The sequence below is a fragment of the Peribacillus simplex genome (genome assembly GCF_001542915.1).
Taxonomy (GTDB): domain Bacteria; phylum Bacillota; class Bacilli; order Bacillales; family DSM-1321; genus Peribacillus; species Peribacillus simplex_B.
On the sequence record NZ_LNNH01000027.1, the window covers coordinates 1 to 14,788 of the forward strand.

15 protein-coding genes are annotated in these 14,788 nt (G+C 42.0%); 12 read left to right on the forward strand and 3 right to left on the reverse strand.

The annotated features are described in order from the left end of the window. Nucleotides 1-401: 401 nt before the first annotated feature. The 11 genes from AS888_RS13410 (at nucleotide 402) to AS888_RS13450 (ending at nucleotide 10,561) form a co-directional block, all read left to right on the forward strand. A complete protein-coding gene (locus AS888_RS13410) occupies nucleotides 402-1,184 on the forward strand; it encodes a hypothetical protein (RefSeq protein WP_155645489.1) in 783 nt (260 codons plus the stop codon). Then, the gene (locus AS888_RS13415; protein WP_061142663.1) at nucleotides 1,168-1,986 is read left to right on the forward strand and encodes a hypothetical protein; all 819 of its coding nucleotides are present in this window, start codon (nucleotides 1,168-1,170) and stop codon (nucleotides 1,984-1,986) included. Before AS888_RS13410 ends, AS888_RS13415 begins: the two co-directional genes overlap by 17 nt. Nucleotides 1,987-2,069: 83 nt before the next feature. Beyond that, nucleotides 2,070-2,234, forward strand: a complete 165-nt coding sequence (locus AS888_RS25760) for a hypothetical protein (RefSeq protein WP_155645490.1) — start codon at nucleotides 2,070-2,072, stop codon at nucleotides 2,232-2,234. A 22-nt stretch (nucleotides 2,235-2,256) separates the two neighbouring features. Then, entirely contained in the window at nucleotides 2,257-2,421 is a 165-nt protein-coding gene (locus AS888_RS25765; protein ID WP_155645491.1) for a hypothetical protein, read from the forward strand. A gap of 98 nt (nucleotides 2,422-2,519) precedes the next feature. Next, a complete protein-coding gene (gene asnB / locus AS888_RS13420; protein WP_061142664.1) occupies nucleotides 2,520-4,295 on the forward strand; it encodes an asparagine synthase (glutamine-hydrolyzing) in 1,776 nt (591 codons plus the stop codon). Further along, on the forward strand, nucleotides 4,285-5,127 hold the full coding sequence (locus AS888_RS13425; protein WP_061142665.1) for a multinuclear nonheme iron-dependent oxidase: 843 nt from the start codon (nucleotides 4,285-4,287) through the stop codon (nucleotides 5,125-5,127). Before asnB ends, AS888_RS13425 begins: the two co-directional genes overlap by 11 nt. Then, the gene (locus AS888_RS13430; protein ID WP_061142666.1) at nucleotides 5,114-6,283 is read left to right on the forward strand and encodes an aKG-HExxH-type peptide beta-hydroxylase; all 1,170 of its coding nucleotides are present in this window, start codon (nucleotides 5,114-5,116) and stop codon (nucleotides 6,281-6,283) included. Before AS888_RS13425 ends, AS888_RS13430 begins: the two co-directional genes overlap by 14 nt. A 62-nt stretch (nucleotides 6,284-6,345) precedes the next feature. Then, on the forward strand, nucleotides 6,346-7,620 hold the full coding sequence (locus AS888_RS13435) for an MFS transporter (protein WP_061142667.1): 1,275 nt from the start codon (nucleotides 6,346-6,348) through the stop codon (nucleotides 7,618-7,620). After that, a complete protein-coding gene (locus AS888_RS13440) occupies nucleotides 7,617-8,864 on the forward strand; it encodes a M16 family metallopeptidase (RefSeq protein ID WP_061142668.1) in 1,248 nt (415 codons plus the stop codon). The genes AS888_RS13435 and AS888_RS13440 overlap by 4 nt, the downstream gene beginning before the upstream one ends. A gap of 9 nt (nucleotides 8,865-8,873) precedes the next feature. Continuing rightward, entirely contained in the window at nucleotides 8,874-10,088 is a 1,215-nt protein-coding gene (locus AS888_RS13445) for a M16 family metallopeptidase (RefSeq protein ID WP_061142669.1), read from the forward strand. Between the two features lie 191 nt (nucleotides 10,089-10,279). Further along, a complete protein-coding gene (locus AS888_RS13450; protein WP_061142670.1) occupies nucleotides 10,280-10,561 on the forward strand; it encodes a hypothetical protein in 282 nt (93 codons plus the stop codon). An 81-nt stretch (nucleotides 10,562-10,642) separates the two neighbouring features. Here AS888_RS13450 and bioA read toward each other — a convergent pair whose 3' ends face one another. The 3 genes from bioA to AS888_RS13465 are packed head-to-tail and all read right to left on the reverse strand — an operon-like array spanning nucleotide 10,643 to nucleotide 13,292. Next, nucleotides 10,643-12,025, reverse strand: coding sequence for an adenosylmethionine--8-amino-7-oxononanoate transaminase (bioA, locus tag AS888_RS13455; protein WP_061142671.1), 1,383 nt, complete (start codon nucleotides 12,023-12,025; stop codon nucleotides 10,643-10,645). Continuing rightward, nucleotides 12,022-12,729 carry a dethiobiotin synthase gene (bioD, locus tag AS888_RS13460; protein ID WP_061142672.1) on the reverse strand — a complete coding sequence of 236 codons (708 nt, stop codon included), beginning with the start codon at nucleotides 12,727-12,729 and terminating at the stop codon, nucleotides 12,022-12,024. The genes bioA and bioD overlap by 4 nt, the downstream gene beginning before the upstream one ends. Continuing rightward, a complete protein-coding gene (locus tag AS888_RS13465; protein WP_061142673.1) occupies nucleotides 12,708-13,292 on the reverse strand; it encodes a biotin transporter BioY in 585 nt (194 codons plus the stop codon). The genes bioD and AS888_RS13465 overlap by 22 nt, the downstream gene beginning before the upstream one ends. Before the next feature lie 292 nt (nucleotides 13,293-13,584). On the opposite strand from AS888_RS13465, the gene bioF reads away from it, so the two are divergent. Further along, nucleotides 13,585-14,757, forward strand: a complete 1,173-nt coding sequence (gene bioF, locus AS888_RS13470) for an 8-amino-7-oxononanoate synthase (protein ID WP_061142674.1) — start codon at nucleotides 13,585-13,587, stop codon at nucleotides 14,755-14,757. Nucleotides 14,758-14,788: the final 31 nt, after the last annotated feature.

The window sequence follows — 14,788 nt, forward strand, 5'->3', positions numbered from 1 at the left end:
GAAGAGCCCAAATCTCGTAACCTTTGGTCAAAATTTCAAAGGAATTTCAAAAGGGGTTCGGAATTTTTTAATTCCGAACCCCTTTTGTCTACAAACTGGGATGACCCTTAATCGGGTCATCTTTTTTTGTTATGAACGAACCTAGCATCCAGCTTTACGATGCAATCCGGTCTGTCTTCCTCGTTTTCCCTCAATCATCCCTATGTATACTCCCAACCATTGCGATGGGCACCGTTTTCTCTTTGATATTTTCATCATGTCTTTCTCTTCCCGCGTAGCAAACACTCCAAATTCCTCATTTTACAAAAATATATAGATTTTTCCATTTATTTGTAATATTATCTTCTTTATTAAAAGGCAGTCTTTAGGAAATGGAGGCGGGCGAAATAACGAAACGAATCGTGCACATTGAAGATTCAGATGTTGCGCTGGATCAGGGGGTACTTATAGGCGGTTTTCCAGTCGATTCTGTGATATTCAGTAACATCCTTTCTGATAGATCGAAAAGAGCCTCCCGAATGATATATTCCCAGTTTGGAATCAAGACTACGATAGCATTGCCATATACCGACAAAGATTCTAAATTATTAGCCGATTATGTAAGCTTGTTATCGGAATTGAATATTGATCAAGTAATACTGAAGGTTGGAACGTGGGGGATCAATCATTCGTTCATGGATCCCGGTGGCTTCCAGCATCAGGATCAACAATCAATCGAGGGTTTACAATCATGGATTTCCGAATTCAAAGAATATCATGACATTCCGATTTATTTACATCCCATTAGACAATTATCACTGCCCCCCCAGTCATTTTATAAAAAGGTAATCACGGAGTTAAGCGGTTTACATGTTCCTTTATCCATCGATTTGGGACTGGTATTATCGGACTGTAAAAATTGGGGAATGAAGTATAAAAAAGAAATCCTCGCATTGCTGAGGAGTAACCCTTCCATATCAATGTTTTGGTTAAGCGCTGTCAGGAAAGCTGGTGATGCTTTCATCCCGTGTGCTTGTGAAAGTGTGGATGATCAAATATGGGAGATGGTTGATCTTTTGATAGGTGAAGATGCTTCACTGATCTTAATGACCGACAGACTGTCCAGTGAAACCCAAATCACTTCGGATGTAGAAAAACTAATGAATGCAAAGGGAGCTGTGCCTAAACATGAATACTACGGTTAAGCCTGAGCTGGCGTTACAGGATTTGCTGGTGAAAATGAGCATCGATCCTAAGTGGAGTCCAGATATCAAGGATGGGAAATTCCAGCGAACAGTAAAAAAAATGAATAAGGAAGAACTTCTTCAATTAAATGTAAGTGCGTTCCACTCAGAAAGAAAAGGAAGATGGTTACAGATTCTAGCCCACTTGATACCGATGTTTTCCATGGGCATTCCCTTGTTGAAGGATGAATTAAAATGCTCCAGTGATAATGAATTGATGGAAACGGATGTATTTAACGAATTCTTTTCATCTCCTTTTTTATGGAATATCGAATTCAGCATTCCTCATCCATTGGGCTATGGCAAAGGTATAGAAAAGGCGACTGCTTTCATTTACTTTCTTAGATCTTATAAGGAGATGCTTCCGCTAAAACTAGTGGAACTTTTCGAATTGGAATATGCCATATTCAAAGCTTCTTATAAATTGCCTAGCAAAAATACTTCCTTTTTGGTTGGAAAGCTCTATAAGAATACTTCAGCGACTATCATGAAAACGAAATACGATGTCTTGAGTGTAATTGAGGGCTGTGCCGACTTTCATGAACTATTGCCATGCGAATCTTTTTATATCATCTCGCCATTAAATAAGACTTATAGAATAAATTCAGATTACTATCGTCTTTTAGCTTCTTTTGAGGAAGGTCATGAAACGGATAACCTTACTGATGGTGAGCGGAATATAATAACTTCCGCTTTAAAACTCAGAATACTATGCGCAAACCCAGTGGATATTGAAGAACAGCTGATTGCCCATAAACGATAGGTATCATTTGTTTAGTACATGGATATGATTTGGCGCACCAATCTATAATAAATGTTACTACATAGTGGAAAGGAGGAATATTTATGGATAAATCAATCAAAAACCAAGACTTACAAACTGATAAAAAAGAACTTTCATTGAATGAATTGCAAGAGCTTGTTGCTCCCGGTTTTCTTGAGGCGAACCCAAATGGCGGCTTGACGGATGCCGTGCTTGGCCAGTTGCTTGGACCACGTACTGATAACTAATTCGGAAGGAGGCAAGGATCATATGAAAAATACGAAGAAGAATCCCGAACTTAATTCAGATAATAAAGAACTTTCATTGAATGAATTGCAAGAACTTGTCGCTCCTGGTTTTCTTGAAGCGAATCCGAACGGCGGCTTGACGGATGCCGTATTAGGTCAGCTGCTTGGACCGCGTGTAGATAATTAAACAGTATGAAAACTAGTATGTAAATTTATTATTTTGGTGCGCCATATCATATCCATGTATGCATTTGCGTATTATCATGTTCGATTTGGAGGTATAACATGTGCGGAATATCGGGTTTTTTTGGAAGGGAAGATAATAAACCTATCTATGTAAAGACTTGTTTAAATGAAATGGAGCATCGAGGACCTGATGATTGCAGCATTGTGGAATTAGATGAAATCGTCATGGGAACAGTTAGATTGTCGATTAGGGATTCAAGTGAAAAAGCGAATCAGCCATTCGTAAGTTCCTCTGGCCGGTGGATTATCACTTTCAATGGGGAGCTAAATAATTTTCAACAATTGAGGCATGAGCTGAACCGTTGTTGGGTGACGGAATGCGATACAGAAGTCCTGGCAGAGCTTTTTGAAACGTATGGGAAAGAAGGGGTGCGGAAATTAAAGGGGATGTATGCCATCGCCGCTTTCGATACGTATACGGACAAGCTTTTCTTAGCACGTGATTTCCCTGGAATCAAGCCGTTATATTGGACAAAAACGGAAATTGGCGCATATATCTATGCTTCGGAATTCCCTGCGCTCCTTAATACGTTGAAAGCCTTGGATGAAGATTGCAAAATGACGGAAGCACAAGTGTATGAATATCTCATGTACCGGGATACCCTGCTTGAACCCAATACCTTGATAAATTCCATTAAAAAGGTCTCTCCAGGGGAAATTCTCGAATTAAGTCTTGATAAAGAGGCCCTTTCAGATAAGATGTCAGGTGTCCATGAAAAAAACGAGCCCTTAGATTTAGAAAGGCTTTTCACGAAGGCCATTACCAGCGTAATTGAACTGAAACAAAAAATGGGGATGTTTCTTTCAGGAGGAGTGGATTCTAGTACCGTTTTATCAGAAATGGTATCGCAAGGAGCCGAGGTGGAGGCATTTACTCTAAGGTATGAAAAAACAGGTGAATTCTCTTATTCCGAAGTGCCCTTTAGTAAGTATGTCTGTGAATTTTTGAATGTACCCCTGCATGAAGTGATTTTAACGGAAAAAGATTTTATTGAATTGTTGCCCCAAGCGTTAGCCAACCAAGACGGATTATCGATGGATCCGACGATAGTCGCTTATTATGCATTAGGCGAAGCGGCAGAAAAAAGAGGCCTAAAGGTTGTTATTACCGGCACAGGAAGCGATGAAATATTCGGAAGCTATGATTGGCTGCATTCCGATTCAATAGAACGGTTCGATCATTGGATGAAATCGGCCACAACCAAAAGTCTTTTAAGGATGGATGAACAAGTCTGGAAAAATATAAGTGATTCAAGTTTTCTGGACAGAAAACATAAAATTGAAACATTTATGTCTGTTGGAGGAAATTTAGGCGATGCGATCCGGCTCTTCGGCTTTTATCATTTAGAAGCTGATGCACTGCCGCGGGTCGATCTTGGGACCATGAATTCCTCAGTGGAGTGCAGAGTGCCTTTGCTTGACCAAGATTTTGTCCAGGCTGCCCTATCCATGTCGCCCGATAAGGAAAAAAGCCTTTTTCGCAGTCTCAGTAAGAATAGAATCCCCATTGAAATACAGCAAAGGCCAAAATGCGGGTTTCCGCATCCTGTATTTATATGGATGAAGCATGGCCAATTAGGACGGGTTGCTTATGACTTTTTAAAAATAAGTCAGCTGAAAGACGTGATCAATTTTGAGGAATTAGATAAATTCCTGAATGATGGCTCAAGCCTTTTAGGTAGGAATCCTTCTGCCCGCTTATATGATGTGGGGAGCTCGTTCTGGTATATATATAGTTTTGCACTATGGTGTGAGATACATAAGGTAAGATTACCTAATTTGAAGAAGTGTAAGGAGGTATATTATGAAAACTGAAACACAACTGGCAAATGAAGTGATTTCAGGGAAAAGATTAGGGATCGGAGTGGCTTGGATAGACTCTCCGGAATATTTGGACTTTATAAATAAAGAGTTGGATCCTTCCTTCCACTATATTGAGGTGCACCTCCCATCGAATATTAATAATGTGCCATCGAATTTCGAGAAGATCGCTCATTGCAGCACGCTGCCATTGGCCGATTTACATGAACCGACAAGAAAGATAATAAAGGATGTTTTCCATCAAGCCAAGGAAATTGAAGCCCATTGGATAGGCGAGCACCTTTCAATTTTGGGAACGACGGATGGGCTTCAATTCGGTTATATTTTTGCTCCGATAAAAGATGAAGACCTGAAGGATAGAGTGATAAGAAGGATAAAAAGATATCAAGAAACCTATGGAATTCCATTTGTCATTGAATTAGGCCCCCGCTATCATGATTGGGGCGGAGTCGATGTTCTGGAGGACTATACCTTACTGAAAGAGATTTCCATTGAAGCCAATATTCCAATCATTCTCGATATTCCTCATACATGGGCAACAGCCAAAGCCTTTAATAAATCATTCGAGGAATTGTTAAGCTTCTTAAAAGGGGCCCATATTGCCGAAATTCATATCGGGGCAAGTGGCGTATCCAAAAAAGGGCAAATCTCATTTGAACAAAGTTGGAATCAGTTGGTCATTTGCCTTGAAATGTTCCCTGAAGTTAGGGGAATTACAGTCGAGCTGGGAAAAAATACGAAAACGGAAGACTATTGCAATACAATAAGGGAAGTATCTAAACGGTTCCAAAGCAGTAAATGGAGGATAAATGATGAAAACAATTGATTTTAAGAATTTATTGACTCCGGCTCCTTCGAATATTGGAAGGGATGTTCATAAACAATTACTTTCTCTCAGAAATATTAAAGCGTTAGAGCTAATCCTTCAATCAAACAAGGAGGAAAATCTAAATTGGCTGGGAAAGGCAATCGACCTGCTCAAGACCTGCGATGCAGCGGAAAGGGATCATGTCCTTAATAAGCCATATGTTTATTTATGGATTGAAAAGTATAAAAATTTCACTTCCATGGGCGAAACCGAAAAGCAAACTTGGATTTGGAAAGGATTTGTGCACATATTCTTACAATTGAACAAAAGGGTAAATCCTGTGCTGGAAAGTTTAAGGCTCAGATTTACCGTGAAACCAAAGGATATTTTTTTCTTGAAGGACATGACAGAAAATCAAGCTGCTAAAGAAATCTTGGTAATAAGCGAAAATAACCACATCACTTTTGAAGTGGAACATGTCCTGTACAGTTTCGATGTTCATACCTTTCATAAAGCATTTACCCTTCCATTCATTACGAACGAAGTTTTTTGGTTTGAGGAATATGTGAACATTGCATCCTCTGCGGAATTGCGCATGAATATGGAAATAACTGAAGTAGTGTCCGAAGACATTAATAACTCCTTTGAAGAAGCGTTGCAATTAATCAAGATCAGCTGGCCAGAAATGTTTGCCGAGATTGATGGAAACATAGAGAATATCGTATTCTTCAACCCGCCTGGTCTGCCGTTCTTTTCCGATTTTCGAGTGCATGGAACCATCTTTGCCTGCCATGTTGCAAGACCTGTGGTGAAAATTGCTGAATGGTTAATTCATGAAGCAAGCCATAATAGATTGAATACAATCATGTGCGCTAGGCCCCACATTTTTAACGATATGAAGCCAATTTACACTTCACCATGGAGAGATGAATTAAGGCCGTTATACGGTATTTATCATGGATGTTTCGTCCATTGCAGAGTATTGCATTTCTATCGGCTATTGAAGAAAAAACGGGCCACTTACAAGGGAGTATCAATGGAATCGGAAATAGAGAGAATCAGCGAAGAGCTGCAATTGGGTTTATCAACGATTGAAGAACATGCATCATTGTCTCCTGATGGTGAAGCGCTTGTACATGGTATGCAAAACTTGGTTATAGCTGATTCCAAGTAAAGATTGAAACTTGAAAGTGATCGATGGTCATTACGGCATCCAAATTAGTTGGGGGTATCTTATTGCATTTATTTCATCCATTTAAGAAATACACACCATTATTAAATGAAAAAAGGTTTACTTATTTATGCTTATCGGAGTCTTTTTCTACCCTTGGGAATATGGCCCAAGGGATAGCTCTAGCAGCATATATTTTCACCTTATCACAGTCGATATTCATCTTTGGTCTATATCTCATCATTCGTTTCGCCCCGCAATTCTTACTATTTTCCATAGCTGGGAATATAGTCGATAAATATTCAAGACGGTTCACCTTAACGATCATCAATCTCTTGTTGGCTCTTTTGACATGTGTAATGGCTTTTAATGCTCATAGTACAACCATCATCCTTATTATCACGCTTCTGATTGGGATCATCGAGCTGCCTTATCATCCTGCACTGTCCTCAAGCATTCCTGCATTGGTGAAGAAAGACCAGCTAGGGCTAGCTAATGGTCTAATCGGGATATTGACAAGTATAGCCAGAGTGATCGGTTCAGCTATTGCCGCTTTCGGATTATTAAATGACACTGTAATCGGTTTATTGATTTTCAATGCGGTTACATTTTTCATTGCCGGAATGATAACATGGACGAAGCTCCCCACTGCCAATGAAGATAGTGACCGAGCCCAAATGAAGGGGACTGAGGAAAGTGACGATCTTGAGCAAAGCGGGTTAAGCACTAGCATTACCTATATCCAAAAACACTCGGTTCTAAAAAACCTGATTTTCGGCTCTTTTTTGGTTTGGGGATGTCTAAGTATCACAGATGTTTTGTTAGTGCCCTTATTGAATTCCACGATTCAAGGCGGAGAGAAGTATTACGGGATTTATCGGTTCATTGCAGCCTTAGGCATGTTAATTGGGAATTACTTGGCTGTTCCTTGGAGAGAACGATATTTATCCTTGAAAAGAACTAAATATGGATTTGTAGTCCCGTTAGTCATTTTATCATTCAGCAGTATCGGCATTGCTTTCTCCCCACTCATATTAGGTCCGATATTATATTTGTTTTTATGGATAGCGATGTTTTTGCCTTCCAATCTCTTGAATGTTGAACTTCAATCCACCCCTAATAACATTAGGGGCAAGGTCATTTCGATAGCGGATGCATTGGATGGAATTCTCTTTATCTTGTTAACGGGTCTTTTACCTTATTTATCTCATTTCATAAGCGTGAAAAAATTGCTGATAGCCGCATCGATACCCTTCGTGGTGATAAGCTTGATTTTAACCTATAGGTTTATAAAATCGGTTTATATCAATAAAAAGAATAAAGGCTTGGAGTTAACATGAGAAATGATTTTGTCACAAGGGAGCAAGGGAATTTCAGTTTTCATCTTTTGCCTTCGGAGAAGTATGTTCAAACGACGATCGCCGTGAGAATCCATTTGGATCTGGATGAGAAAATGACTACGGGTGCTGCATTACTGCCCTACATATTGCTTCATGGAAGTGAACGATTTAGAAATGACTTTATCATCCAATCAAAGCTGGATGAAGAGTACGGAGCGAAACTAGGAGTCTCCATTGATAAAAAAGGCGATAAGCAGGTTTTATGTTTATCGCTAAAGTTTTATAATCAAAAGCATAAGATGATCAAACCGGAAATTTTGACAGTGTTACTTGATTTATTAACCCAGCCATTAATTACTAAAAAATCCGTTGAACTTGAAAAAAAGCTCCACTCACGAAGAATCCAAAATGAGATTTTTAATGCGTATCATTATTCGTATAAAAAGAGTTTTCTATATTTACAAGGAAATCAACAAAAATTGTATCTAGATCAGGTAGGTTCGATAGGTGATATCGAAACGTGGAATGAGTCAAAGTTGCGGAATCTCCACCAAAAGATACTTCAAACAGCCCCCATACATGTATACGTTATCGGTGACATTGATGAAGAAGAGGTGTTGGAACAATTAAGCAGCTGTTTATGCGGAGGAGTCGAAGAATCGGAGCGTTCCATGATACCTCCAACACCCGTGCAAAGCCCTGTAAAAACATATCATTGTGAAAAATTCCAGTCCAAACATGCCATAATCACAGCATGTTCCAGTACTGGTGGGATAACCTTGAAAAGCGAAAAATACCCGGCATTGGTGGTGTTCAACCGCCTTTTAGGCGGGTTCCCACACTCGAGGTTATTCATGAATGTAAGGAACCAGCTCCAAGCAGCTTATTCGATCATAAGCATATTGGATGCAATCAATGGCCTTCTGTTCATCCAAACGGCCATTGATCCGGCTTCTGAAGAATTGGTCCTTAGGAAAATATTTGGTGAAATGAAGTCGATAAAAGAAGGAGGCTGCACCCAAGAGGAATTGGAGGCGACAATCAAAACATTGAAAAATAGTTACAAGCTTTCTCAAGACTCCCCCGTAAGTTTAATTGATTTTCATCAAAATGGGATAATCAGCGGAAAAGTTAGGACCATGACTGAAATGATTGATTGCATCGATCGCATCGAATTACAGGACATCCAGGAAGTGGCGCAAGTTTTTAAAGGCTATTCCATTTTCACTTTAGGAGAGGGATAGGGATGAACCATGGTTATTGGTAGTCATATCGAAAAAAAGAACATAAACGGATTGGACACTCTATTGGTCAATAAAAAAGGTTTTCTCGAAAACTATATTCTCCTATCGGTCGGATTTGGAGGGATGGATAGCCATTTTCAGGATGGATGGAATAGGAAAATCCCCTATGGAACTGCACATTTTTTAGAGCATCTCATTATACAAAATGTGCAGTTCGACGCCATATATAGATTTGGTGAAATAGGGGCTTCTCTAAATGCCAGTACGAATTTCGAACGTACATCATTTTCCATATCCTGTACGGAACAGCTTGGATTAAATATTCAAATGATTCTAAAACTTGTCCAGTCGATTTCCATAACAAAGGACATCGTGGAAAAAGAAAAAAAAATCATCAAGCAGGAGTTTATGCAATTACATAGTAATAGAAAAAACAGCTGTTACACCCATCTATTGTCTGATTTATATGGGGGAGAAAGCGGGTTGGCACAGCCGATCATTGGCAATTCAGGAAGTATAGAATCAATGGATGCCTGCATGCTGCAGAAGTGTTTTCAAAAATTCTATTCAATAGAGAATATGAAAATCATCATCATAGGAGAATTAAATCCTGAAGAGGTCTATGACGTCATCGAACGTGCGCTTGCAAATTCCCCAGTAAAAGAAAAAGAACGTTTTTCGCCATTCATACCAGTCAAAAGAGAGAGCCTGAAAATCGAACAGATTAATAGCACTCAATCTGTCCTCTTCTGGGGGAATGCAATCACTTATGGAAATGATGCTGGGAATCCTTATAACGATATCCGTAAGGAATTCAGCATTAGAGTCGGGTTGGAAATTCTTTTCGGCAGGACCTCCGAATTTCAGCGGAAAATCCATGGCCAGGGTTTAATAGATGGAAGCATCGATGTCAAATGCGAATTTTCAAATAGATATTGCTTTTCGTTATTAAACACAATCACAAACAAGCCATCAGACGTGATGGAAGAAATCGATAAAACAAAAAAAGATATACGGAAGAGGAGTATCGGTGATGTTGAATTTCTAATTTCGAAACGAAGGATTATCGGAAGGATAATCGATGTATATGATCACCCAGCAAAGTTAGCCAATTCGATCCTCCATTATTCCATTAGAGGGATGGATTTTTCCGATGTTCTTGACGTAATGAATCTAATTACAAAAAAAGAGGTCATGGATGCCATGCATTCCCATCTGTTATAAGGAAAGGCGAGCGACAATAAATTCCTTTAAATTTGTTCAATGAGTCACTTGGAGAAGTACTGTTCATGTTGTTGGCAGTAGCCAGTTTGAATTTACCTTAGAATGAAAAAAAAGGCTCCGTAATATAGTCATGGAAAATATATAAAGAAGTTAAGACAAATCATTCCATATAAAATCGTCAGGAGATACACATGAAACGACTGCTTGCTCTATGCATATCGCTGCAAATTGCCTTCGTCCTGCTTTACATCACGGGAATTCTTCCTGAGTTGAACGCTTATGCCGGTGCCATCGTTTGCTTGATCATTGGGTTTGCAAGTATGGTGCTCAGCTTATATTCGGCAGGCAAGAAATTCAGCTTGGGCGTTTCGTTCTTGGCATTCATCTTTTCCTTATTCATCATTTGTTTCACCATTTTCATTTATTTCCTGCCAGAAGCGGGGATGCCTCCGGTAATTCCTTTGTTTGATTGAAGCTTAATCAAGGCATAGGGAGCAGGATGGGGAATCACAAAAAACCGGAACGATGGACTTGTTCCGGTTCTTTATGGTTTTTCAATGAGCGGCTGGGAGCCATCCTTTTTCGATGGCCACTTCTTGTATCGAGCGGTAAACCGTGTCGACCATGGCATTCAATTCCTCTTCCGACATGGCCAGGATCGGCATCATCGTGATGACGGGGCCAAGTTCGCGGATGATCAGGCCATTTCCCCGTGCCTTATTGATGATTCCGGAAACGACGTTCTCTTGAAGCGAGAACGTTTCTTTCGTATGGCGGTCTTTGACGATTTCCACTCCTATCATCAGCCCGCGCTGGCGGATATCGCCGACGATGGGAAGTTCGTATAGCGCCTGCAGTTTTTTTGTAAGCTGCCTGGCTTTCTTCTGGATGTCATGTATGAGTCCGCGCTCCTCCATCAGTTCGATGTTCTTCAGCGCCAGTGCGCAGGCTAGCTGGTTACCTGTATAGGTATGGCCGTGATAAAAGGTTTTATGCTCCTCACGCTCCCCCAGGAAGGATTGGAAAATCCGGTCATTCATGATGGTCGCCGCAAGCGGCATATAGCCGCCAGTGATCCCTTTGCCCATGCACATGATATCCGGGACGACATCTTCTTGCTCGCAGGCGAACATCGTACCGGTACGCCCGAATCCTACGGCCACTTCGTCACAAATCAAAAGGACATCATACTGCTTGCATAACATTTCGACTTCCTTCAAAAAGCCATCTGGATGGGTGATGATGCCTGCCGCTCCTTGAACTAACGGCTCGATGATCAATCCGGCAATTTGTGCGGCTTGCTGCTGCAGCAGCTTCTCCAATTCATTCAGACAATGGTTTTTCACCGCTTCTTGATCTCCGTATTCGGTCATGTGATAGGCATGTGGCGAAGGGACGGAGATGCGTTCGAATAAGAGGGGCTTGAAGATCCTATGATACAGGTCCATGCCGCCCACGCTTACAGCTCCAACGGTATCTCCGTGGTATGCTTCGTCGAGGGAGACGAATTTGTTTTTATGCCGATGCTTGTTTGGATCGATATTCTGCCAATATTGATAGGCGACTTTAAGGGCGATTTCGACAGCCGCAGATCCCGTGTCAGAGTAGAAGACCTTGGATAAATGTCCGGGTGTGATCTCCGCCAGTTTTTTTGCCAGCAAGATCGAAGGAACATTGGCAGATCCGAGCAGCGTCGAGTGCGCGATTTTGTTCACTTGTGCAATAAGGGAGCCATTGAGCTCCGGCTCATTATGGCCGTGGACATTCACCCATAGGGATGCATAGCCGTCGAGATAGCGATTGCCATCCACATCAATCAGGTAGCTGCCCTCACCGCGCTCGATGATTAATGGCTTGCTTTCGCGATACGTTTTCATTTGGGTGAATGGGTGCCAGACATACTCCTTATCCCATTGCTCCAATTCGATATGGTTCATGCATGGAACACCTCTTTCAGTTGTTGGATATATCCTTGGTCGCCAAGGAGTTCAAGGATTTGGGTCCTCAAGTCTTTTCTGACATCGGCAAAAGTGGGCAGGCAGGCAAGCCGCTTGAGACCTGTCAGTTTTTCAATCGTTTCGATATTGTCGCGATGAATCAGATTCTCAGGCCGGTAATGGTTATAAGCAATCGCTTTAACGGTAACATCATGGGTGCGGGCATAGGATTGCGTCGTCACGACTTGATGAATCGCACCTAATCCACATGTCGATACAATTAGGACAGGCATCTCGCAATCCTTGATGAAATCCTTCGTCATATAGAAATCATCCTCCCGTTCAATGAGCGGTACTGCCAATCCACCTGCACCTTCGACGAGAACGATGTCATACAGGCCCTCAAGCTCACGGACCCTTTCCACGGCTTTTTTCTCATCGATTGGACTTCCCGTCAATTTAATCGCCAAATGCGGTGAGGTTTCAGGCTCAAGGGTGTAGAAACCTGGATTTTTAACACCGAGTTCTTGCTCGAACCAGGAAATGTCCGGGTATGTATGATTTTCAACATTGATTCCGGTTTGGAAAGGCTTGAAAATCGTGACGCTTATCCCCAATGTTTGAAGGGATAGGTAAAGGGCACTGGTGATGATCGTTTTCCCGATATCCGTTCCGGTTCCGGTTATAAAGTAGGCTTGGCCCATGGATGATTCAGCTCCTTAACGTTGATATATCTTGATAGGCGCGGACGTACTTGCTTGATGATGACGGCACATAGTATGCACAGCAATAAATCACCGGGTGCCGGTATGAAGAAACCATAAAGCAACGTTTGGTAAAGGGATAGCGGCGCTTCGGCCATCCACTTCATTGCTCCATACAGCCAGACGCAGCCGACTAAGTAAACGGTCAGCAATGTCGCAACATTGGCAAGGAAAATGGAACGGATCGCCGAGAGATTGAAGCGGTTGATCAGCCATCCGTTGACATAGGCGCCAAGGATATATCCAAGCAAATAGCCGAAAGTGGGCTTGAATAGATACCCCAATCCCCCGCCCTCCGCGAACACCGGCACCCCGGCCAGTCCGATCCCGACGTAGCATAATATACTGAGTGACCCAAGCCGGGGCCCAAGCAATGCGCCTGCCAAGTAGACCGCCAAAATCTGCAGTGTGAATGGGATGTAAGGGACAGGTATTTTAACGGTGGCGCCAATTGCCGTTAACGCAGTAAAGAGGGCTACATAAGAAATCGATCTTGCTTTCAAGTCAATCATCTCCTTTTTTAAATAATGGGCAGGCAAAATGCCCACTACTAGTTTGCCTGATTGATATTTTATATGTCAACTAATTTATTATTTAGTTAACATATAAAACCTTGATGCGTAGCGATTAAAAAGGGGATAAAGGAAAATAGTGAGAATTTGTGCTTGGAAAATATAGTGGTTGTATGATATTATTCGTAAATATGTTAACTATATTATATTTAGGTTAACATATAACCAGATTGGGAGGTTCGTTTATGATTGGACGATCGGTGAGTGATGAGGAGCATGCAGGATGATTTGGGATCAGGAACTGGCAGCATTAAAAGAAAAGGGACTATATCGGCAATTACAATCGGTTGAAACGCTGAAAGAAGATGGACAGGCTTTGGTGAATGGACGGAAAATGTTGATGTTCGCTTCCAATAATTACTTAGGACTTGCCCAAGATCAACGAGTGATGGAGGCGTCGGTACAGGCGACCGCAAGATTCGGGGCAGGCTCGACAGGCTCAAGATTGACCACTGGCCATTCCATCATCCATGGGAACCTCGAAAGAAAACTGGCACAATTCAAGCAAACGGAAGCGGCGATCGTGATGAATACGGGATATATGGCGAATATGGCCGTATTGACGACCATAGTAGGCAAGGGCGATCTCATTTTATCGGATGAAAGGAATCATGCGAGCATCATCGATGGCTGCCGTCTATCACGTGCGGAAACGGTGATATACAGCCACGCTGATTTAGCCGATTTGGAAATGAAGCTGCAGAGCAATCGGGGCTTCAAGAAAACCTTGATCGTGACCGATGGCGTCTTCTCGATGGATGGCGATATCGCTTCACTTCCTGGCATCATTGATCTTGCCGAACGTTATGGCTCCTTACTCATGGTGGATGATGCACACGCGACTGGTGTGCTGGGCAAGGATGGCAGGGGAACGTCCGAGCATTTTGGATTGAAGGGGAAGGTGGATATCGAGATGGGGACACTATCCAAAGCGATCGGAGCGGAGGGTGGGTTCATTGCCGGAAGCAAGTCGTTGATAGACTATCTCTTAAATGAAGCCAGACCATTCATTTTCTCTACCGCATTATCGCCAGGTGTAGTGGCCAGTGCATTGGCTGCGGTCGATATCATCCTGACCGAACCTGAACGCAGAGTGCGCCTTCAAAACATGAGTCGGCGGCTTTATGACGAATTAACCTCCTTAGGGTACACGGTGACAGGGGGGGATACGCCAATTATCGGCATTATTTGCGGGGAACCGGAACAAGCCACACTCCTTTCGCAGGAATTACATACGTACGGAATTTATGCACCAGCGATTCGCCCCCCGACAGTGCCGATTGGAACTTCCCGCATTCGGCTCACCTTAATGGCCGAACACCGGGAGCCACATATCGATCACGTGATATCTGCGTTCAAAGCAATCCGCTCCACTATAAAGAGGATAGGGACATGATGGCTGCCCGCTATAAAAGTTAACGAAATGA